This window comes from Microcella sp., from assembly GCF_019739195.1.
Taxonomy (GTDB): Bacteria; Actinomycetota; Actinomycetes; order Actinomycetales; family Microbacteriaceae; genus Microcella.
Map to the genome: position 1 here is coordinate 2,171,561 of NZ_JAHHDS010000003.1, position 21,550 is coordinate 2,193,110.

The following is a 21,550-nucleotide window of genomic DNA, read 5'->3' on the forward strand; positions in this document are numbered from 1 at the left end:
GATCTGAGATGGTGCGCGAGGTATTGTCACCGTGAGGCGCTCACGACCTGTGAATTCTTCTTCCTCCACGCTCTAGGAACCGGAATGCACACAGCGCGCCACGCCTCCGTCGCTCTACTCACCGCAGTGGCGCTCGTACTCGGTTCCGCTACTACGGCAGGCACAACTGTCGCCCATGCGACTGGCATCGAAACGGGTAGCGTCAGTGGTCGGCTCGTCGGGCTTGCAGGGACCCCATTCACCGGTTCGCCGACTAACTCTCTCTTCCTCGATGGAAGGTATCTCGCCCTGAGAGCTTTGCCCGTTTCCGGGGCGCCCACCGTCTCGACGAGTGTTCGAGGCGACGGCAGTTTCTTGTTCGAGGACCTGCCGGTCGGGGACTACCGACTGCTTTTCGAGTACGGCTCGCAAGGTCCATGGGTAAGTACATACGTCGGTGGAGCGATGACGGCAGAGGCAGCCGAAATCGTGGCGGTCAGTGTCGGCGAAACCACCGTCATCGAGCAAGAATTGCTGAAGGAAGGCTCTTTCAGCGTGACGATTCGTGGGCCGGCGGGCGAGATTCTGCAGCGGTTTGACTACTACGACTATGTCTATCAACCTCCGGCTGGGGAAGGCGCGGGAGCTGCCGCTCTCCCCACTATTCGCTACAACGGGACGACCGGGGTTCTGACCTACAGTCGCCTCAGACCTGGTGAGTATCGTTTTGCTGGCATACCGTCGTCAGGGTTCCACACTGTGTACTGGCCGTCGGTCGCTACCCTCGCCGAATCCAGTTCCATCGTTGTGGGTTCAGGGCAGGCGATCTCCGATCTCCACATGGTCGTGCCCTACACCCCCAAGGTCTCCGGCACCGTTGTCATTCAGAAGCCGACCGGCCACATTCCGGGTGCCGGGGTGAGCGTTCGTCTCGTCAATGCCGACGGGATTACGGCTCGGTCAACAACAGCAGACGGCAACGGCCAATTTGTCTTGACCGACATTGAGCCTGGAACCTACACGCTGTGCGTACCGCACACGCAGGTATTGCCGCAACCATTCGCCTATGCCTGTGTCGGCAGCAGCGATGACGCGCCCTTGGGAGTGCCGTTCGACGTGGCTTGGGGCGAGCACGTCACCGATCTAGAGGTGAAGCCTGCGGCAACTGCTCGAATCTATGGGCAGCTGTCGGTGTCGCATCTCGTCCTCTCCGGGTACTTCGACGCGTCGGGAGGCAGCGTCGTATTCTGGAAGCTCGAGCCTGAAGACGGCGAGTGGAACGCCGTCGCCGTTGCCCCATTCACCACAGGCGGGCGGTTCACGTCTCCAGTGCTTCAACCGGGTGAATACCGGGTTGAGTTTCGACCGTCCGGCAACATCGACGGGCTCATCGTGGTATCCCGCGGGTATTGGCCCGAAGAGCACCTTTTCGAGGACGCAGTATCAGTTCACGTGGCCGAGGGTGAACCTGTCGTACTCGAACCCGCCCAGTTGGAGTCGGGCAGGATCGACACGTATCGGGTGGCCGGAGAGGACCGCTATTCCACCGCGGTAAAGATTTCAGAGTGGCTTCGTTCCGAAAGGGTCGAGCGAACCCCAGCGGTCTACATCGTGAATGGGAGCGGCTATGCGGACGCTCTCTCCGCGGGCCCGGCTGCTGCCGCCGCCGGAGGAGTCATGTTGCTTGTGCAACGAGATTCGATTCCGCCCGCTGTGGCTCAAGAGCTTCGGGAGCTTCAGCCGGAACGTATTGTCGTCGTCGGTGGCACGGGGGTTATCGCGGCGAGTACGGAACGGGCGTTGCAGCAGTACGTCGACGAGCCCGAGGACGTAGACCGCATTGAGGGAGAAGATCGCTACGCCACATCAAGGATGCTCGTGCTGGACACCTTTGCGTCTCAATCTCCACTGCCAGCGCTCTTCCTAGCCACGGGTCGGAACTTCCCCGACGCTCTAGCTGCTGGCCCCGCAGCTTCCCACCTCGGCGGAGCAGTATTGATGCTCGATGGAAGCCTTGCGACTATTGACACGGAGACGCGCAGTGTTCTGGCAAGCCTTGATCCCGATCACATTTACCTGGCGGGCATGACCGGGTCGATCAGTGGTGCTATCGAAAGTGGGCTTCGAGCCCTGCCTGGGCGGCCACAGGTAACCCGTCTTGGCGGGACAGATCGATACGCTACGGCGAGGGAAATCTCAAAGGTCTTTGGCGACGACCACGCGTGGACAGTGCTCGCTACGGGTACAGGTTTCGCTGACGCGCTAGCTGGGGGCCCGTTCGCCGCAGCGTACGGCGCACCGCTATTGCTGTCGCAACCACATTGCATCCCTTTCGACACTTTCACCAGGATGCTCCGTAGCGGCACCAATGTGATTGCGCTTGTAGGGGGTACCGGTGTGCTGAGCGATGACGTGCGTGCTGGCACCGTCTGCTGAGCATCCCTCGCCGCCGTAGCGCTTTTCGCGGCGCGTCGCAACTGTGAATAGCGGGTCGAACCTTTTACTATCCGCGACTTGACGCGAGCGAATGACACGAGTGTAATTAGGGCATCCCATGCAACGGGGGTCGTGTGGGGGAAGGGGAGAAACGATGAGCGAGTACCGGAACACCGTTCCCGGAGATTGGTTCGTCGACCCTGTTCGGCTCGGGGTTCCGGGCGTGCGCCGCCGTTCGGCCGTCGATGACGACGACAACGCGCTCGCCTGGCAGGCCGACGCGCTGTGCGCGCAGACCGACCCCGAAGCCTTCTTTCCTGAAAAGGGCGGCTCGACCCGCGACGCCAAGAAGATCTGCACGACGTGCGAGGTCAAGGCAGAGTGCCTCGAGTACGCCCTGCAGAACGACGAGCGCTTCGGCATCTGGGGCGGCCTGAGCGAGCGCGAGCGCCGCAAGCTTCGTCGCCGCGCGTGAACGTCGCCGCGCCAGCGTGCGCGGTCTCGCCGACACCCCCGCTCGTGACCCCGGTCACCAGCCCATGACCGTAGGGTCGTAGACGTGCAGCCTCGCGTCATCGCCATTCTTCTCGCCCGCCGCGGCGGCGAGGTGCTGCAGCAGACTCTGGATGCTCTCGCGGCACAATCGCGCCGCCCCGACCTGCTCGTGGTCGTCGACGCCGCGGGCGACGACGAGACCACGGCCCAGCTGAGCGCTGCCGGGCCCACCCAGTTCGTCAGCGCGGGCACGTCGGTCGCGCTCGGCGAGCTCGTGCACCGTGCGCTCATGGCGGTGCCGCCAGTCGAGCCTGCGAGCTCGCCCTACGGCGGCGTCGATGAGTGGCTGTGGCTGCTGCGCCACGACACCACGCCCGACCCGCGCGCGCTCGAGCGTCTGCTCGGCGCTGTCGAGATCGCGCCCTCCGTCGCGGTGGCGGGGCCCAAGCAGCTCGAGGCCGAGCATCCGACCGTCATCGCCGGCTTCGGCGAGACGATGACGCGCTACGGCGCCTCGATCGCCCTCGCCGAGCGCGAACTCGACCAAGCGCAGCACGACCGCACCAGCGACGTGCTCGCGATGGGCGAGGCCGGGCTGCTCGTGCGCCGCGCCGCCTACCACCAGGTCGAGGGCTTCGACCCGGCGCTGACGACCGTCGATGCGGCGCTCGATCTGTGCGTGCGCATCCGTCTGGCGGGGCACCGCGTCGTGGGGGTGCCGCAGGCACGCGTCTTCGTGCACGAGGGCACGGTGCTCGCCGGGCGGCCGGGGTCGCACCCCAAGGTCTCACAGCGCGGCCTCGCCCGATTGCGCCGCCGCGCGCAGCTGCACCGGCGCCTCACCTATGCGCCCGCGCTCGCCGTGCCGTTGCACTGGCTCAGCCTGCTGCCGCTCGCCATCGTGCGGGCACTCGGGCATCTGCTGCGCAAGCGCCCGACGCTCGTCGGAGCCGAGTTCGCCGCTGCGCTCTCGGTCGCGTTCTCGGGCTCGGCCGTGCCGAACGCCCGACGCCGTCTCGCGCGCGGCCGCACCATGGGCTGGGCGGCGATTGACCCGCTGCGCTTGCCGCCCGACGAGGTGCGCCAGCGCCGGGCGATCGCACGGGATGCCCGTCTGAGCGCCCAAGAAGACTCGCGCCCGCCGCGCCCCGCCTTCGCTCCCGGCGGAGCCCTCGTGGTCGTGCTGGCCGCGCTGCTGGGTGCCGCGCTGCTCTCGCCCCTCATCGGAGCCCCCGCTCTGCTCGGCGGAGCCTTCGCGCCGATCGCCGCCGACCTGCCCGCCCTGCTCGGCGCGCTCGAGCGCACGGTCGAGGGCGCGGCCGACCCCTTCGCCTTCGTGCTCGCCCTGCTGGGGCTCACGACGTTCTGGCAGCCTTCGCTCTCGCTCGTCGTGCTCGTTCTTGTCGCGTTGCCGCTCGCGGCGCTCGGCGGCTGGTGGGCGACGGCCGAGCTCGTGCGGCGGCCCGGCCCGGCCGCGGTCGGCGCGGTGCTGTGGGCCTTGTCGCCCGCGCTCATCGTGGCCGTCACCGAGGGCCGCCCGGCGGCGATCGTGGCGCACCTCGCTCTGCCGTGGCTCGTTGTCGCGGCCGCCCGCGCGGGGCGCTCCTGGAGCGCAGCGGGCGCCGCAGGCCTGCTCGGCGCGATCGTGGCGGCGTCGGCGCCCTCGCTCGTGCCGGCGCTGCTCTTCGCGTGGCTCGCCTGGATTCTCGTGAACCCCCGCCAGTTCGGCCGCCTGCTGACGCTGCCGGTGCCCGCCCTCGCGCTCTTCGCCCCGCTCGTCATCGACCAGCTTGTGCGCGGCACGCCTCTTGGGTTGCTAGCCGACCCCGGTCTGCCGGCCGTCACGGGCGCGAGCTCGCCGACGGGGCTGCTGCTCGGCTGGCCCGACCTGGCTCTGCTATTGGCCCCGCTCGAGGCGCTGCTGCCGGGCTTCGGCGAGGCGACGTTGCTGGGGCTGCCGCTCGTCGGCGTCGTGCTCGCTCTGCTGATGCTGCCCGTCGTGGCGCTCGCTCTGCTCGGCCTGGCCCTGCCCGACGGTCGCCGCGGCCTCGTGCCCCTCGTGCTCGCCGCGCTGGGCCTGCTCTCGGCGTGGGCGCTCTCGGGCGTCGCCGTCTCGGTGGCGGGCGGGCAGCTCGTGCCGATCGATGTCGGCCCCGCGCTGAGCCTCACCGCGCTCGGCCTCGTGCTCGCGGCCGCGATCGGTCTCGACGGGCTCGGAGCCCGGCCGGGCACCGTGCCGGGGTCGTCGTATGCGTTCGTCGCGGGACGCGGCGCTGCAGTGCGCGGTCGACGGATGCTCGCCGCCGTTCTCGCCACGCTCGCCGTGTTGGCGGCCGCGGTCGTCGCGGCTCCGGCAGCGACGACGGTGCTCACGGGCACGGCCGCCGTGCGGGCGGGGGAGCCGCGCACGCTGCCCGCTCTCGTCGCCGCCGAGGCGGCGACCGACCCGGGGCTCGGCACGCTCGTCATCACACCGCTCGAGACAGGCGTCGCAGCGCGCCTCGACCGCGGCACGGGGGTCACCCTTGCTGAGCAGCGCACGATGCTCTCGACGGCGGTGCTCTCCGGCAGCGGTCTGCCCGGCACGAGTGCGCAGCCGTTCGGCATCTCGCTGCTCGACACCGCTCTGGTCGACGAGGTGCCGCGCGGCGAGGCGACCTTCGCCGAGGGCGACGGCGTCGTCGCCGCCGACGCGCAGTCGCTCGCCACCATCGTCGCCAACCTCGTCGCGCCGAGCGGCCGCGACCTCACCCCCGAGCTCGACGCCCTCGACGTGCGGTTCGTGCTGCTCGATAGCCCTGCGGGCGAGGCCAACAGCGCGGTTGCCGCGCTCGACGGCAACGCGCAGCTGGCCCCCGTCGGCGACACCGACGCCGGACGCCTGTACCGCGTGGTCGCCGACGACGAGAGCCGCGCGGCCTCGACAGTGCGGCCCGCCACGACGCCGGTGATTCTCGGGGTGCAGCTGAGCATCCTGGCCCTCACGCTGCTGCTCGCCGCGCCGACGAGTCTGCGTGCCCGTCGCCCGCGTGTCGACTCCGGGGTTGACGAGGGCCCCGCCGCGACCTTCGAGGCAGGTGACGACGATGACTGACCCGCAGACGCCGAGCACACCCGGCACGCCCAGCCCCGCCGAGCCGCCCGCCGCCACGCCTGCCGTGCCGCCGGCGCCGCCCGCCGCCACCCCAGAGTTGCCGAATGTGGCGAGAGTCGCCGAAAGTTCGGGCACACGTGCCACGAACGGCGACTTTGGCGGCGCTGCTGACGCGCCGCCCGAGCCCGAGCCCGAGCCGCGCCGCACGCGGGCCCTGCTCGCCGCGAGCGGCCGCGCATCCCTCGCCCTCATCGCGACGGGGGCCGCCGCTGCACTCGCGCTCGGCGTGCTGTTCGTGCCGAGCCCCGCGCTCGCCCCCGAGCCGCTCGCGATCACCGTGACGCCCGACCGCAGCGACCAGTCGCTCGTCTGCGCCGGAGCCGCCCTGGGCGTCACGCGCGGCGACGACCCCCAGGTGGCCGGCGTCGCTCTGCCGCTGCGCCGCAGCGCGGGTGCGGGGCTCGTCGAGTCGACGATCGCCGAGAGCGATGCGCTCGACGGCACGGCCACAGTCGTGACTCTGCCGCGCGATGCTCCGGCAGAAGCGGTCGCCGCGAGCGAGTCGGTGCGCCCGACCACGGCCGACGTCGCGGGGCTGGCCGCCGCCGAGTGCCTCACCCCTGCTCGCTCTGCCTGGCTCGTGGGTGGTTCGACCACGGTGGGCCGCAGCACGTGGATCGTGCTCAGCAACGCGGGCGCTGTCGACGCCACAGTGAGCCTGCGCATCATCGCCGAGAACGGCCCCATCGAGGCCCCGGGCACGACCGGCATCATCGTGGCGGCCGGCGAGCAGCGTGTGCTGCCGCTCAGCGGCATCGCGGTCAACGTCGAGTCGCCGGTCATCGAGGTGACGAGCTCGGGTGGGTCAATCGCCGCGACGCTGCAGCACTCGGTCGTGCGCGGGCTCGACCCGAGCGGCATCAGCATCGTGACGCCGATCGACGCGCCGGCCACGCGGCACGTGATTCCGGCGCTGCCGGTCATCAACGGCCAGGCCGTGCTCGAGCGCAGCACCGCAGACGGCGGCGCCGATGCGTTGACGGCTTTGCGGATGCTCGCCCCGGGCGACACGCCCGCCCAGGTCACCGTGCGCCTGATTCCTGAGGGCGACGGCACCGGTATCGCGCTGACCACGACGCTCGAGCCGCAGACCGTGGTCGACCTACCCTTCACCGACCTGCTCGACGGCGACTACGCCGTTGTCGTCGAGGCGAGTGAACCGATCATCGTGGCAGCGCGCACCAGTTCGGCGGGCACGACCGGCCTCGACCTCGAGTGGTTTAGCCCCGCTCCGGCGATGGAGGCGGGCGTTGACGTGCTCGCCGCCGTGGCCCCCGTCGGCACCGCAGTCACGGCGCGCCTGCACCTGTTCGCCCCCGAGGGCGAGGCCACCGTCACCGTCGACGGCCGCACCGTGGTGGTTCCCGCCGACGGCGGCCTCGTGCTCGAGACCGCGACGAACGCGGCCGTGCAGCTGACCTCGACCGCACCTCTACACGCGAGCGTGAGCTACCGCGGTGATGCGGTGCTCGCGGGCACGCGCATCCTGCCCCCGCCGCAGGCCGCACGCCCGGTGACGGTGCTGCCCTACTAGGTCAGTCTGCTCACCAGTGCCGGAAGCGCTCCGGCGCGAGATCCCACGGGTCTTTGCCGATCAGCTCGCCCACGGCCCGAAAGACGCAGCTCTCGACCATGAGGCGTCGATGCCAATCATCGTCGCGGTGCAGTCGGCTCATGCGCTCGATGGGGATGCGGTACAGCACCACGAGGTGCTCATCCGCGTTAACTCTCCAGCGCGCGACGCCCTGCACCTGGTTCGGCTGATCGGGCATCGGCATAACCTCGATGCGCAGGTTCGCGAGCTCGTCGGGCCACAGGTCGACGAGGTACTCGGCCGTCGACTGAACCGTGGTCTCAAAGAGGTCGCGGCGCGTGTGCGCGAGCGGCAGGTGGGGCCCCGTGACGGGCGAGCGCCCGTGGCGCCCGTGCCGCGCGCGTGCCCGTGCGCTCGGGTGCTGCCTGCTCGCTCGTGCCACGCTGTCAGCCTAACGCCGCCGCGTCGGCCGCCCGCCGTATGCTGAACCCACGATGATCGGTCGACCGTGCAGCAAGGTGGCGTGCAGCGAAGCAGCTGTGCGCACCCTCACCTACGTGTACGCCGACTCGATGGCCGTGCTGGGCCCCTTGAGCGCTCGGCCCGAGCCCCACAGCTACGACTTGTGCGATCGCCACAGCGAGCGGCTCTCGGCCCCCAACGGCTGGCAGATCGTGCGCTACAGCGCGCTCGGCGAAGTCGGCTGAGCGGCCCCGCTCGCCCCTCGACCAGTAGCCTGGAGTCGTGACCTCGACCCCTGATCTCGCCTCGTTCATCAAGGCCTACGACGTTCGCGGACTCGTCGGCACCCAGCTCACCGACGAGGTCGTCGAAGCGCTCGGCGCGGGCTTCGCCGACGAACTCGGGGCCGCGGGTGCCGAGCTCGCGGTCGGCCACGACATGCGCGACAGCTCGCCGGGGTTCGCCGCCGCATTCGCGCGCGGAGCCCAGGCGCGGGGCGCATCCGTCATCATGCTCGGGCTGTGCTCGACCGACCAGACCTACTTCGCCAGCGGTCACCTGAACGTGCCCGCCGCCATGTTCACCGCCAGCCACAACCCGGCCACCTACAACGGCATCAAGTTCTGCCGCGCGGGTGCCCAGGGCATCAGCCTCGACACCGGACTCGGCGGCATTCGCAACCGCGCACAGGCCTACCTCGATGCTGGCGCGATTGAGGCCGTGGATGCTGTCGGCACCATCTCGCACCGCGACGTGCTCGCCCCCTACGCCGCCTACCTGCGCGAGCTCGTCGACCTCAGCGCTGTGCGCCCCCTGCGTGTGGTGGTGGATGCCGGCAATGGTATGGGCGGGCTCACGGTGCCTGCCGTGCTCGGCACCGCCGCGGGGCTGACGGCGCTGCCGCTCGAGATCATCCCGCTCTACTTCGAGCTCGACGGCACCTTTCCGAACCACGAGGCCAACCCGCTCGAGCCCGCCAACCTCGTCGACCTGCAGAAGGCCGTCGTCGAACACGGCGCCGACCTCGGGCTCGCGTTCGACGGCGATGCCGACCGCTGCTTCGTCATCGATGAGCTCGGCCAGCCGGTGACGCCGAGCGCCGTCGCGGCCATCGTCGCGCTGCGCGAGATCACGCGCGTGCGGGCGCAGGGCGAGACCGGCGAGATTCGCGTCGTGCACAACCTCATCACCTCGCGCATCGTGCCCGAGACGATCTCGGCCGCTGGTGCTATTCCGGTGCGCACCAAAGTGGGGCACTCGCTCATCAAAGACGTCATGCATGAGACCGGCGCCGTCTTCGGCGGCGAGCACTCGGCGCACTACTACTTCCGTGACTTCTGGGGTGCCGACAACGGCATGCTCGCCGCCATGCACCTCATCGCGCAGTTCGGCGAATACGACGGGCCGCTGTCGGCCCTCGCCGCCGAGTTCACGCCCTACACGGCGAGCGGCGAGATCAACTCGACCGTGGCCGACGTGCCCGCCGCCTACGCGCGCATTCTCGAGGCCTTCCACGGCCGCGCGTCGATCGACGAGCTCGACGGCCTGACCTTCTCGGGCGCGACCGACGACTCGTGGTGGTGGTTCTCGGTGCGCCCGTCGAACACCGAGCCGCTGCTGCGCCTCAACGCGGAGGCCGAGACTGCTGCAACGATGGCCGCGATCCGCGACGAGGTGCTCGCCCTGATCCGCGCCTGACGCGTCGTCTGATGAGCAGCTCTGCCACAGCGCTGTTGATCATGAAGCCCGCGGCGACCAGCCACGTCTCGACGGCGACGTCGACGTCGCCGACGGGGATCGTCCACAGCGCGACGACGAGGGCCTGGGTTCCGCCCGAGACCGCGATCGCGTAGGCGCGCGTCATCTCTGCACCGTGCGCGGTGAAGTCTCGACTGCTGATGGCGATGACTGCCCGCACCAGGAAGACGGTCATGGCGGCGGCGAAGACAACACGGATCAGCGCCAGCGCCAGTTCATCATCGGGGCCACCGAAGAAGACCCCGATCGGAACGCTCGAGAGCGCCGCGATGAACCCGATGGGGATGAGCCACTCGCCGGAGGCACGGTGCCACCCGCTCCGCTGTCGGAGAAGCGGTGAGAACTGGAAGGCGCCGACAAGGCAGAACACACTCATCGCCACGATGTGCGCCACGATCGCGACCGCGAGGGCCGGTGACGTCGCGCTGGCGGGGTCAGTGCTGAGGTCACCGAGGCGCAGCACGCCGCCGACCACCGGCAGCAGCCCGAGGAGCAGGAGGCCGGTGATCGCCAGCCACCCGCCCCTCGCGCGGTACGACTTCCTAGGCAACGGCACGGGTTCGGGGCCACGCCCAGGCCCAGCGCAGGATAGCGGCGAGCAGCAGCACCTCGACCACGATGGCGAAGCCGTAGTAGACCAGCCATTCGCCGGTCTCGCCGACGGCGTTGAAGAGCGTGAAGGGAATGTAGAGAGTCGCGACGACGAGGTTGGAGACGCGGTTCGCGCGCGCGGGCAGTGCCGTCGACAGCACGACCATGACGGCCGGAATCGACACGGAGACGAGGAACGTCGTCAGCAATGCCGCACTGACCTCGAACTCCCAGACCAGGCCGTTCTGAATGCCGTCGAGAACGCCCGGCTTGTAGAAGCCGATCACGTCGACGTAGACGTAGAGAAACATGAAGCTCGTCCAGGCGGCGGCGAGCTTCGCCTGCACGGTGATCGGCGCGTTCTCGAGCAGCGCCGCGGTGGTCGTTCTGGTGGACATCGGTTCTTCTTTCGTGGGGAGGGTTCCGGTCGCCAGGGCGGCGGCGGGTCGAGTCGCACGGAGAGTCGTACACCGTACGTCGTACGCTGTACTATGGATCGTACGCTGTACGATTGTCAAGTCGGTCGAAAGCGAGGAGCCCCGTGTCGACGAATCACGAGCGCCCCACCACGGCAGACGCGGGCCTGAGCGTGCAGCGCGTGGTGGCCGAGGCGATGCGGCTCGCCGACCGCGACGGTGTCGACGGGCTGAGCATGCGCCGACTGGCGGCCGAGCTCGGCGCGGGAGCGATGTCGCTCTACCACTACGTGGCGAGCAAAGAAGAGCTGCTCGACGCCATGATCGACGTGGTGTTCGGCGAGATCGAGCTGCCGCCCGACGACGCCGACTGGCAGTCGGCACTGCGACGGCGCGCGACCTCGGCCCGACAGGCTCTTGCCCGCCACCCGTGGGCGATCACCCTCATGGAGTCGCGCACCACGCCGGGGCCCGCCAACCTTCGTCACCGCGAAGCGGTCACCGCGTGTCTGCGGCGGGCCGGGTTCTCGGTCGTCATGACCGCGCACGCCAACTGGTTGCTCGACAGCTATGTCTACGGCTTCGCCCTGCAAGAAGCCAGCCTGCCGTTCGACACCGCCGAAGACCTCGCGGCGATGGCCGACGACGTTTTCATGCCCCAGCTTCCGGCTGATCAGTTCCCGTACCTCCGCGAGTCTGCCGAGGCGCTCTTCGCCGCCGGCTATGACGCGGCAGGTGAGTTCGACTTCGGCCTCGACCTCGTGCTGGCCGCCCTCGAGCCCCTGCGAACGATCGTCTAGCCAAGGGGGCGGATGCGCGGGTTTCGCCTGCGAGAATGGCAGGTATGAGCATCCAGACCCCGGCGCCGCCGGCCCTCGCCGTCGACGTCGTCAACGGAGTCGCCCACAAGGTGCGCGACCTCGCGCTGGCCGAAGCCGGCCGCCACCAGATCCGTCTTGCCGAGCACGAGATGCCGGGCCTCATGAGCCTGCGCGACGAGTTCGGGCCGCACCAGCCGCTCGCCGGCCACCGCATCGCCGGCTCGCTGCACATGACCGTGCAGACGGCGGTGCTCATCGAGACGCTGCGCGCCCTCGGCGCCGAGGTGCGCTGGGCCAGCTGCAACATCTTCTCGACGCAAGACGAGGCCGCCGCGGCCGTCGTGGTCGGCACGGCCGGCACCGTCGAGAAGCCCGAAGGTACTCCGGTCTTCGCCTGGAAGGGCGAGACGCTCGACGAGTACTGGTGGGCCACGCAGCAGATCTTCGACTTCGGCGACGGCCTCGGCCCGACGATGATTCTCGACGACGGCGGAGACGCCACGATGCTCGTGCACAACGGCGTCGAGTTCGAGGCTGCCGGTGCCGTGCCCGAGGCGACTGAGGGCGACAGCCACGAGTGGCGCGTCGTGCTGAGCGTGCTGCGCGAGTCGCTGCAGAGCGACCCGCAGCGCTGGACGCGCGTGAGTCAGGGCATCCAGGGCGTCACCGAAGAGACCACGACGGGCGTTCACCGCCTCTATGAGCTGCACCGCGACGGCAAGCTGCTCTTTCCGGCCATCAACGTCAACGACTCGGTCACCAAGAGCAAGTTCGACAACAAGTACGGCATTCGGCACTCGCTGCCCGACGGGCTCAACCGCGCCACCGACGTTCTCATGGGCGGCAAGACCGTCTTCGTGTGCGGCTATGGCGACGTCGGAAAAGGATCAGCGGATGCTCTGCGCGGGCAGGGCGCCCGCGTCATCGTGAGCGAGATCGACCCGATCAACGCCCTGCAGGCGGCGATGGACGGCTACCAAGTGGCCCGCCTCGACGACGTTATCGGCGACATCGACATTCTCGTCACCGCGACGGGCAACGAGAACGTCGTGACCGTCGAGCAGCTGCAGGCGCTCAAGCACCTCGCGATCGTCGCCAACGTGGGCCACTTCGACAACGAGATCGACATGGCCGGGCTCGAGACCCTGCCCGGCGTCGAGAAGGTCGAGATCAAGCCGCAGGTGCACGAGTGGAGGCTGCCGACCGGGCGGTCGATTCTCGTGCTCAGCGAAGGTCGTCTCATGAACCTCGGCAATGCGACCGGGCACCCCTCGTTCGTGATGAGCGCCTCGTTCACGAACCAGGTGCTCGCGCAACTCGAGCTCGCCACGAAGCGCGACGAGTACCCCATCGGCGTTTACGTGCTGCCGAAGCTGCTTGACGAGAAGGTCGCGCGCCTGCACCTCGCGGCGCTGGGCGTGAAGCTCACCGACCTCACGCCGCGGCAGGCTGCGTACATCGGCGTGGACCCTGCTGGTCCGTTCAAGGTCGATCACTACCGCTACTGATCAGCCCCGATCAGGGAACCCGTGCGGCAGCGCGGCCAGCGTCGGCTGCAGCTCGTCGAGGCGCGCTCGCTCGAGCCTGAGCGCCGTGGCCTCGCGCTCGCGGCGCAGTGCGGCGACGCCGGCGAGGAAGAGCTCGGGGTCGCCACCGGGCACGGGCGACACGTAGAGGGCGGCTTCGGTCGCGAGGTCGCGCGCGAGACGTTCGCGCGTCGATGCCGTGTGGCCGCCCGCCTGCCGCAAGAACTGGGCGATGCGGCGAGACAGCGCGTCGGGCATGCGGGCGACGTCAGCGGTGGATGCCCATTCCACGAGCTCGACGGGAACCCCGTAGACGGGCGCCACCACACTCGAGACCCGCTCGTACTGGCTGTAGGTGCCGGCGAGCAGGTCGCCCAGCCGCTTGGCGCGCGAGTTGAGCATCGCGACGACCACGGCGAGACCGCCGCCCGTGAAGACGATCTCGAACACGCCGACGAGCGAGCGGATGAACGCGTGGCGAAACGAGATGGCGCCGCCGTCGTCGCGCACGATGCGGTCGCCGAGGGCGAGGCGACCGAGCGACTTGCCCTGGCTCGCGGTCTCGACCACGGCGGGCAGCAGCACGAGGCCGATCACGACCACGAGAATGCCGACGGCGGCGTAGAGCGCCTCGTCGAGGCCGAGATCGATCGCGAGCGAGAACACACCCCAGGCGAAGAGCCCGGTCGCCACGAGGTAGACCAGGTAGTCGATGATGCCGCCAGCCATGCGCAGAATGACGCTCGTGGCGCGCAGCTCGAGGGCCACGGCTTCGCCCGTAAGCAGCTCGCGCTCGCTGTCGTGCTGGCTCAGGTTCGCCGCAGTGCCAGACATGACATCATCTAAACAGATGGATCTCGACGCTTACTCCTCAGCCCACGCCGCCGAATGGGATCGGCTGCGCACGCTGGCGCGCCAGCGCCGTTTCGCGGGCCGTGACGCCGATGAGCTCATTGAGCACTACCAGGCGGGGGCCACGCAGCTCTCGGCCATCACGACGAGCGCCGGGCAGGTCTCGCAGGCGGCGACCCTCAGCGTGCTGCTGTCGCGCGCCCGGCTGCGCTTCACGGGCGCGACCGCCGAGCCGCTCGCCCAGCTGGCCCGCTACGCGACGCGAGAGGTGCCGGCGGCGCTGTACCGCATCCGCCATCTGACGATTGCGATCGCCGTGGCCTTCGTGGCCGTCGCGACGCTCTATGCCGTCTGGGTCGCGACGAACCCCGACGTGCTCGCCGCGATCGGGCCCTATGACGACCTTCGCCGCTACGCCGAAGAAGACTTCGTCGGCTACTACAGCGAGTCGGGCGAGGCTGTGTTCGGCCTGCAGGTGTTCAGCAACAACGCGTGGATCGCCACGCAGGCCGTCGCCTTCGGCATCACCGGGGTGTTCGTGCCGTTCGTGCTCTTCCAGAATGCGCAGGGGCTCGGCATCAGCGCGGGCATCATGACCGAGTTCGACCGGCTCGACGTGTTCTTTCTCAACATCCTTCCCCACGGCCAGCTCGAGATCTACGCGATCTTCGTGGCGGGCGCAGGCGGCCTCATGATCTTCTGGGCCTGGGTGTCGCCCGGCCCCCGCACGCGGCTGCAGGCGCTCGCCGAAGACGGCCGGGCGCTGTTCGCCGTCATCGGCGGGCTCGTCGCCGCTCTGCTCGTGAGCGGCATCATCGAGGGCTACGTCACGCGGCAAGACTGGCCAGATGTCATTCGCATCGGCATCGGAACGGTCGCCTTGGTCGCGTTTCTGCTCTACCAGTGGATGCTCGGCGGGCGCGCCTACCGCGACGGCGAGACGGGCGACCTCGACCCGATCAGCCGCGGCGCGCGAGTCGTCGTCGGCCACTAGTCCCTGCACCTGGTGCGGCGCTCGCGGTGAGAAGTCGAACCGAATGTCGCCTCGCGCGTCCGTCGACACCACAGTGGTGCCCGGGAGACTCGTGAACTCAAGGAAGCAGGTTCGCAATCTCGTGCCGACTTCCTTGACTTCACGAGTGGGCAGAGCGTACTGGTCGCGGGGACCATCATTCACTTCACCCGCCGATACTCTCGAAGGGTAGGAAGCGCGCGAGCAAGCCCGACGCGCTACAGCCGCCCGGCCGCCTTGTAGGCGAGGTATCGGTCGGCGACGGCGGGCGGCAGGTCGAGCGGGGCGCCGCTCACGACGTCGCCGCCGAGACGCCGCACGGCCGCAGCGACGCGCTCGGCGTCGAGCAGGGCGCGCTCGGCCGCCGCGGCGCGGTAGACCGATGCGCGGTCGGCGCGCTGGCCCGCCGCGTCGATGAGCGCGGGGTCGGTGACGGCCGCGACGAGCACGAGGTGCTTCGTGGTGAGTTGCGGCAGCACGGCGAGCAGCCCGCGCGTGGCTCCGGGCGACTCGAGCGGTGTCGCGAGCACGACGAGCGAGCGCTGCGACGTCATCGAGCGCACGAGGGCGGGCACGGCAGTCCAGTCGGTCTCGAGCAGCTCGGGGTCGACCGGTGCCATCATCTCGACGAGCTTCGTCAAGAGGGCAGCGCCACGCGCACCCTGCACCCTGCCACGCACGCGCCGGTCGAACACGGCGACGTCGATGCGGTCGCCTGCGCGATCGGCGAGGGCGCTCAGCAGCAGCGTCGACTCGAAGGCGGTGTCGAGTCGGGTCTCGTCGGCGATGCGCGCGGCGGCCGTGCGACCCGAGTCGACGATCACGACGACGTGCCGGTCGCGCTCGGGTCGCCAGGTGCGCACCATGAGGGTCTGCGCAGGGGCGCCGCCCGGCCCCGGACCGCCCGAGCGCCGCGCCGTCGCACGCCAATCGATCGAGCGCACGTCGTCGCCGCGCACATACTCGCGCAGGCTGTCGAACTCGGTGCCCTGGCCGCGCACCATGACACTCGTGCGTCCGTCGAGCTCGCGCAGCCGCGCCAGTCGTGAGGGCAGATGCTTGCGCGACGCGAACTCGGGCAGCACCGTGATTTCTCCGGGCACGCGGATGCTCGCCTGACGCCCGGCCAGCCGCAGCGGCCCGATCGCCCGCACGGTGACCAGCACGGCTCGGCGTTCACCGCGACGCCAGGGCGTGAGCGCGGTCACGAGTGCGCGGCGCTCCCCGGCGGGCACGAGCACGCGCTGCCGCGTCGGCCGGGCACCGGCCGACGGTTCCCACGCATCGCGGATGATGCCGCGCAGCGTGCGCCGCGAGGGGTTCGTGACGTAGAGCGTCGCGCTCGCGGTCTCGGTGAGGCGCACGCGGGCATCCGTCTGCCGCTGCAGGCGCAGGGCGCGGGGTGACGCGGCCAGCATCAGGTCGACGACCATGAGCAGCAGGCAGAGCCCGAGCCAGGCGAGCAGCACGAGGCCCGCGGGCGCGACGTCGACGAGCGCGACGACGGGCACGACGCCGAGGGCGACGAGCAGCACGAACCAGCCGGTGATGGCCATGGGCTAGGCGTTGGCCACGATCACAGGGGCACCTGCACCTGCTGCACGATCGAGCGCAGAATCGTGTCGGCCGAGACGCCTTCGAGCTCGGCCTCGGGGCGCAGGCCGATGCGGTGGCGCCAGACCGGCAGCAGCATGGCTTGCACGTGGTCGGGCGTGATGGCCTCGGCACCCTGCAGCCAGGCCCAGGCCTTCGCCGCGGCGAGCAGCGCCGTCGTGCCGCGGGGGCTCACGCCGAGCTTGACCGAGGGGCTCTGGCGGGTCGCGCGCGCGAGGTCGACGAGGTAGCCGAGCAGCTCGGCCGACGACCGCACCTCGCCCACGAGGGCGCGCGCAGTCGTGATGTCGTCGCCGCTCACGACGGGGCTCACGCCAGCCGCGGCGAGATCGCGCGGGTTGAAGCCCTCGGCGTGCCGCTGCATGATCTGCAGCTCGGCCCCGCGCGGGGGCAGGTCGAGCACGAGCTTGAGCAAGAAGCGGTCGAGCTGCGCCTCGGGCAGCGTGTAGGTGCCCTCGTACTCGACGGGGTTCTGGGTCGCCGCGACCAAGAACGGGTGCGGCAGAGCGTGGGTCTCGCCGTCGACGGTGACCTGCCGCTCTTCCATCGCCTCGAGCAGGGCTGACTGCGTCTTCGGGGGAGTGCGGTTGATCTCGTCGGCGAGCAAGATGTTCGTGAACACCGGCCCCGTACGAAACTCGAAGTCGCCCGCCTTCGCGTCGTAGACCACCGAGCCCGTGACGTCGCCCGGCATGAGGTCGGGGGTGAACTGCACGCGCGTGGTCTGCAGGTCGAGCGCCGCGCTGAGCGAACGCACGAGCAGGGTCTTGGCCACGCCCGGCACGCCCTCGAGCAGCACGTGCCCGCCCGTCAGCAGGGCGACGATGAGGCCGCTCACGGCGCCGTCTTGGCCGACGACGGCCTTGCCGACTTCGGTGCGAACGCGCCCGAAGGCGTCGCGGAGGTCTGTGTCAGTCATGAGTCCATTCTCTCTGGTGGGGTCGTGGAGTCGTCGTCGAGTGCCACGCGCTTCGCCACCTGACGCTCGAGCTCGAGCAGCCGGTCGCTCAGGTGCACGAGGTCGCGGTCAGAGCCGGGCTCGGTGCCGACGAGCAGTGCGCGTAGCGACTGAGGGTCGCGCCCGGTGATGCCCGCCACGGCGTTGATGATGTCGTCGACGCCGGCAGCGCGGCCGAGCGCGAGCCCTTCGGCGAGGCGTCGCAGCGTGCCGACCCGCAAGGCGTCGAGCGCCCGCAGGCGCGAGCCCTCGCGCGCGTAAAGGCGCGCACGCCCCTCCATCGTCTCGGTGGTCTTCACGACGACTGGCAGGTTCTCGATGACCACGGGGCCGAGCCGGCGTCCGCGCCAGACGGCGGCGGCGAGGCCGACGAGCAGGGCGAGCCAGGCCACCGGGTTGACCCAGCCGGGGGTGAGCTCAGAGAACGTCGGCGTGCTGAGGTCGGCGGGCGAGGGCTGGTACCAGACGAGGGTCTCGTGCTCGCCGAGCAGCCCCAGCACGAGGGCCGCGTTGCCCGCCCGTGTGATGTCGTCGTTCTGCAGCGCAGTGCCGGCGCCGAGCACCGTCACCTTCCGGCCGTCGACCTCGAGGCTCACGAGCGCGGCGCCCGCCTGCCCGGCGTCGAAGCAGATCGTTCCCTCGAGGGTGCTGTAGCCGAGCCCGGCGGCGCTGATGCTCTCGGCCCGCTGCGCCGCGGGCACCCGGCACCCGGCGTCGAGGGTCACGCGGCCGCCGGCATCGCCGACCGGGCTGCCTGCGTCGGGGTCGCCGCTGTCGAGCGAGTCGGCGACGAGTGCGTCGATGCCCAGTCCGTCGAGCGCGAGTGCCGTCGGCTCGGCGATGACGGTGTGGTCGGCGAGCCCCAGCACCTCGCCCCACTGTTCTTGACCGAGGATGCCGCGGGCGTCGCCCACGAACAGCGTCACCCCGGGCCCGCCGTCGACCTGCGAGAGGTCTTCGAGCTCTGAGCGCGACTCGTCGAGCGTGCTCGTGACGACGACGTCGATGCCCTGATCGCGCAGCACCTCCACGAGTGCGCGCGAGCCCGACGGCGCCGTCTCGCCCGCACCCCAGCGCTCGGCGACCCGGCCGGCGCCGTTGAGCGCGACCATGACGAGGCCGAAGGCCAGCAGGGCACCGATCGCGACAGCCCAGTAGAGGCCGCGGCGCAACGAGCGACGCACCGTCGGGGTGATGATCTCGGTGCTCGAACCCGCGAACACGCTCGTGTCGTAGTCAGTCGCTGAGGTGGTGGTCATCGCGGCACCGTGCTCGCACCGGTCAGTTCGCCCACGCTCGGCAGCGGCGACGGTGCACGGTCGATCGCGTCATCGAGCTCGCGCACGAAGGCGTAGCCAACGGTGTCGCCCGGCTGGCCCAGGTAGCGCACCTCGTCGAAGCGGTCGGCCGCGCGCTGCAGCGCCGTGGAGTGCTCGCCGAACTGACGGCCCGCGGCGCTCGCGAAACCGTGAGCCGTCGTGCCGGGCAGGGTCGTGACGATCGTGCGCTCGTCGAGCGCGCGCGCGATGGCCCGGTAGCGCTCGGCGATGGCCGTGGCCCAGTCGCCCGCGCTCGCCGCCTTCTCGGCGTCGCGCCGCAGCTGCCGCGCGGTGCGGCGGTCGCGCTCGCCGAACAGCTCGTCGTCGAGGCGGCTGCGCTGCCGCCAGCGCGGCAGGCCGTAGATGAGAATCGCGGTGAGTATCGCGATGACGCCGAGCACGAGCAGAATCACGAGCACGAGCGGCGAGAACGCGCCCCCCTCGCCGAACCTCAGGCTGCCGAGCCAGTCGAGCACGGCCTGCGAGAGCAGGTCGAACCACGTGGGCTGGCTTTCGGCGTAGGCCGGGTCGCTGAGCTCGTCGAGCAGCAACTCGCGAGCATCCGGAGCATCGGGCTCGACCGGAACCGACACGATCAGCGCGCCGCGGGCTGGTACGGGTCGGGCGCGCTCGCGCCGCTCGCCCGCAGCTCGACGACGCGCTGAAGCTCGAGGTCGAGGCCCTCTTTACGCATGCGCAGATCGATGTAGATGAGCGCCGTGGCAGCCGAGAGCAGCACCGAGCCGATCGCGCCGACGACGACGGTCACCGCGATCGTCAGCACGTTGGCGCCGAGCAGCAGCCAGATGCTCGTCAGGTCGTCGCCCGCGGGGTTCACGAGCACAGTGCCGAAGCTCGCCGCGAAGCTGAATGGCGCCGAGACGACGCTCGAAGCCACTTGCACCATGACGGTGATGAGCAGCAGGGTGCCGAAGGTGCGCCAGAAGTGGCCGCGCACGAGGGTCCAGCCGCGGCGGATCGCGTCGCGCAACGGCAGGCGCTCGAGCATGATCGCGGTGGGCACGAGGGCGAGCTTGATCCACAGCCACATGCTGAGCGCCGTGAAGGCGAGACCGCCGAAGACGCCGAGCAGAACACCGATCGCGACGCCCGCGGGGCCGCCCGCCGCGATGAGCAGGGCGATCACCAGCACGAAGAGCGTCAGCCCGATGATGAGGGCGACCGAGAGCAGAGCGGTCCAGCCGATGAGCGCCCACCAGCGCCCCTTGCCGAGCGCGAGCAGCTGGCGCAACGTGAGCTTCTCGCCGAGGGTCGCGCGCGAGACCTCGAGCACGATCACCCCGAGCAGCACGGCTTGAGCCACGAGTGAGAGCGCGACCGCGATGAGCGCGGTGACGATGATGAGGCCGACCGCGCCTGCTTCGATAGCCGCGGCATCGTCGGCCGAGGCGCGAATCGAGCGGTCGAGGGCCCAGAAGCTCACGCCGAAGGTCAGGCCGAAGGCCACGATGACGACAAGAGCGTTGAGCAGCAGCGCGGCGCCGAAGGTCGGCCGCGGGTTGCGACGCAGTACCTGGAACGTCGCGCCGAGCAGCGTGCCGAAGTCGAGCGGACGCAGGGGAATGAGCCCGGGCTTCGGCGGCGGAGCCCAACCGGCCGCCGGTGGCGGAACCGCCGGGCCGCTGGCGCTCTGAGAAGCGCCGGGCGCGTAGCCGCCGGGAGATGCCATAGCGCCGTCAGCGGCACCGGATGCGCCCGCCGTCTCGCCCGCGGCCTGGTCGCCGGCGGCACGCCCGTCGTCGGGCTTCTCGGGCTGCCAGCCGGGCGACGCCCAAGAAGTGGAATCGCTCACGGTCGTACCCCTCGCCTCGTACTCGGTCTGCTCGAAACGTATGGTGTCACACTCGTCTAGGCTGGGGCGAACAAAGGTCGGATTCTCGACTGAAGCCCCAAGGAAGAGGAGGCGGGTCATGACGTCGCGCATCCTCGTCGTCGATGACGATTCGGCCATCGCCGAGATGATCGGCATCGTCTTGCGGGGCGAAGGCTTCGAGCCGCACTTCTCGTATGACGGTGCCGCAGCGATCGAATCGTTCCAGACCGTCAAGCCCGATCTCGTGTTGCTCGACGTCATGCTGCCCGGCATCGACGGCATCGAGGTCTGCACGCGCATTCGCGAGACCAGCGGCACGCCCATCATCATGCTCACCGCCAAGAGCGACGCGACCGATGTCGTGCGCGGGCTCGAGAGCGGCGCCGACGACTACGTCGTGAAGCCGTTCAATCCGAAAGAGCTCGTGGCGCGCATCCGCACCCGACTTCGCCCGACCCCGCAGTCGACGATCGAAACCCTGCCCATCGGCGACCTCGTCATCGACGTCACCGGTCACGAGGTGAAGCGCGGCGACACCCCCATTCTGCTGACGCCGCTCGAGTTCGACCTGCTGCTTGCGCTGGCCATGAAACCCAACCAGGTGTTCACCCGCGAGATGCTGCTCGAAGAGGTGTGGGGCTACCACTACAAGGCCGACACGCGCCTGGTCAACGTGCACGTGCAGCGCCTGCGCGCCAAGGTCGAGCTCGACCCGGACAACCCGCGCATCGTGATGACCGTGCGCGGCGTGGGCTACCGGGCCGGCGCGGCGCACTGAGCGGGGGCCGG

General features: G+C 70.0%; 19 protein-coding genes. 10 read left to right on the top strand and 9 right to left on the bottom strand.

Annotation, left to right across the window (positions count from 1 at the left end):
* The first annotated feature begins 84 nt into the window (after positions 1–84).
* From KL788_RS12260 to KL788_RS12275, 4 genes are all read left to right on the top strand, one after another.
* Positions 85–2,415, top strand: coding sequence for a cell wall-binding repeat-containing protein (locus KL788_RS12260; protein WP_293172084.1), 2,331 nt, complete (start codon positions 85–87; stop codon positions 2,413–2,415).
* Positions 2,416–2,569: 154 nt separating this feature from the next.
* Positions 2,570–2,890: a WhiB family transcriptional regulator gene (locus tag KL788_RS12265; RefSeq protein ID WP_293172087.1), complete on the top strand. Its 321-nt coding sequence runs from the start codon at positions 2,570–2,572 to the stop codon at positions 2,888–2,890.
* 84 nt (positions 2,891–2,974) lie between these two features.
* A complete protein-coding gene (locus KL788_RS12270; protein ID WP_293172090.1) occupies positions 2,975–6,004 on the top strand; it encodes a glycosyltransferase in 3,030 nt (1,009 codons plus the stop codon).
* Positions 5,997–7,598, top strand: coding sequence for a DUF5719 family protein (locus KL788_RS12275; protein ID WP_293172093.1), 1,602 nt, complete (start codon positions 5,997–5,999; stop codon positions 7,596–7,598). Before KL788_RS12270 ends, KL788_RS12275 begins: the two co-directional genes overlap by 8 nt.
* A 10-nt stretch (positions 7,599–7,608) precedes the next feature.
* Here KL788_RS12275 and KL788_RS12280 read toward each other — a convergent pair whose 3' ends face one another.
* Positions 7,609–8,040, bottom strand: coding sequence for a metallopeptidase family protein (locus KL788_RS12280; RefSeq protein WP_293172096.1), 432 nt, complete (start codon positions 8,038–8,040; stop codon positions 7,609–7,611).
* A gap of 52 nt (positions 8,041–8,092) precedes the next feature.
* On the opposite strand from KL788_RS12280, the gene KL788_RS12285 reads away from it, so the two are divergent.
* Entirely contained in the window at positions 8,093–8,305 is a 213-nt protein-coding gene (locus tag KL788_RS12285; protein ID WP_293172099.1) for a DUF3499 family protein, read from the top strand.
* A gap of 37 nt (positions 8,306–8,342) precedes the next feature.
* A complete protein-coding gene (locus KL788_RS12290) occupies positions 8,343–9,758 on the top strand; it encodes a phosphomannomutase/phosphoglucomutase (RefSeq protein ID WP_293172102.1) in 1,416 nt (471 codons plus the stop codon).
* Here the strand turns inward: KL788_RS12290 and KL788_RS12295 are convergent.
* The gene (locus KL788_RS12295) at positions 9,685–10,374 is read right to left on the bottom strand and encodes a DUF2306 domain-containing protein (RefSeq protein ID WP_293172105.1); all 690 of its coding nucleotides are present in this window, start codon (positions 10,372–10,374) and stop codon (positions 9,685–9,687) included. The two genes, KL788_RS12290 and KL788_RS12295, sit on opposite strands and share 74 nt — an antisense overlap.
* Positions 10,361–10,807 (bottom strand): DUF6326 family protein, encoded by a 447-nt coding sequence (locus KL788_RS12300; protein WP_293172108.1) that lies wholly within the window; start codon positions 10,805–10,807, stop codon positions 10,361–10,363. Before KL788_RS12300 ends, KL788_RS12295 begins: the two co-directional genes overlap by 14 nt.
* Before the next feature lie 215 nt (positions 10,808–11,022).
* Between KL788_RS12300 and KL788_RS12305 the strand changes: the two genes are divergently transcribed.
* A complete protein-coding gene (locus KL788_RS12305; RefSeq protein ID WP_293173346.1) occupies positions 11,023–11,625 on the top strand; it encodes a TetR/AcrR family transcriptional regulator in 603 nt (200 codons plus the stop codon).
* A 44-nt stretch (positions 11,626–11,669) separates the two neighbouring features.
* Positions 11,670–13,154 (top strand): adenosylhomocysteinase, encoded by a 1,485-nt coding sequence (gene ahcY, locus KL788_RS12310; RefSeq protein WP_293172111.1) that lies wholly within the window; start codon positions 11,670–11,672, stop codon positions 13,152–13,154.
* Here the strand turns inward: ahcY and KL788_RS12315 are convergent, their stop codons facing one another.
* On the bottom strand, positions 13,155–14,006 hold the full coding sequence (locus tag KL788_RS12315; RefSeq protein WP_293172114.1) for an RDD family protein: 852 nt from the start codon (positions 14,004–14,006) through the stop codon (positions 13,155–13,157).
* A 16-nt stretch (positions 14,007–14,022) separates the two neighbouring features.
* Here KL788_RS12315 and KL788_RS12320 point away from each other — a divergent pair, with 16 nt between their 5' ends.
* Positions 14,023–15,018 carry a stage II sporulation protein M gene (locus tag KL788_RS12320; protein ID WP_293172117.1) on the top strand — a complete coding sequence of 332 codons (996 nt, stop codon included), beginning with the start codon at positions 14,023–14,025 and terminating at the stop codon, positions 15,016–15,018.
* Positions 15,019–15,254: 236 nt separating this feature from the next.
* On the opposite strand, the gene KL788_RS12325 is transcribed toward KL788_RS12320, so the two are convergent.
* The 5 genes from KL788_RS12325 to KL788_RS12345 are packed head-to-tail and all read right to left on the bottom strand — an operon-like array spanning position 15,255 to position 20,740.
* Positions 15,255–16,592: a DUF58 domain-containing protein gene (locus tag KL788_RS12325; protein WP_293172120.1), complete on the bottom strand. Its 1,338-nt coding sequence runs from the start codon at positions 16,590–16,592 to the stop codon at positions 15,255–15,257.
* A 20-nt stretch (positions 16,593–16,612) separates the two neighbouring features.
* The gene (locus KL788_RS12330; RefSeq protein ID WP_293172123.1) at positions 16,613–17,569 is read right to left on the bottom strand and encodes an AAA family ATPase; all 957 of its coding nucleotides are present in this window, start codon (positions 17,567–17,569) and stop codon (positions 16,613–16,615) included.
* Positions 17,566–18,867, bottom strand: a complete 1,302-nt coding sequence (locus KL788_RS12335; RefSeq protein ID WP_293172126.1) for a DUF4350 domain-containing protein — start codon at positions 18,865–18,867, stop codon at positions 17,566–17,568. Before KL788_RS12335 ends, KL788_RS12330 begins: the two co-directional genes overlap by 4 nt.
* Complete coding sequence (locus KL788_RS12340; protein ID WP_293172129.1) at positions 18,864–19,520, bottom strand: DUF4129 domain-containing protein; 657 nt, start codon at positions 19,518–19,520, stop codon at positions 18,864–18,866. Before KL788_RS12340 ends, KL788_RS12335 begins: the two co-directional genes overlap by 4 nt.
* A gap of 2 nt (positions 19,521–19,522) precedes the next feature.
* On the bottom strand, positions 19,523–20,740 hold the full coding sequence (locus tag KL788_RS12345) for a glycerophosphoryl diester phosphodiesterase membrane domain-containing protein (protein ID WP_293172132.1): 1,218 nt from the start codon (positions 20,738–20,740) through the stop codon (positions 19,523–19,525).
* Between the two features lie 118 nt (positions 20,741–20,858).
* Here KL788_RS12345 and mtrA point away from each other — a divergent pair, with 118 nt between their 5' ends.
* Positions 20,859–21,539, top strand: coding sequence for an MtrAB system response regulator MtrA (mtrA, locus tag KL788_RS12350; protein WP_293172135.1), 681 nt, complete (start codon positions 20,859–20,861; stop codon positions 21,537–21,539).
* The last annotated feature ends 11 nt before the right edge of the window (positions 21,540–21,550 follow it).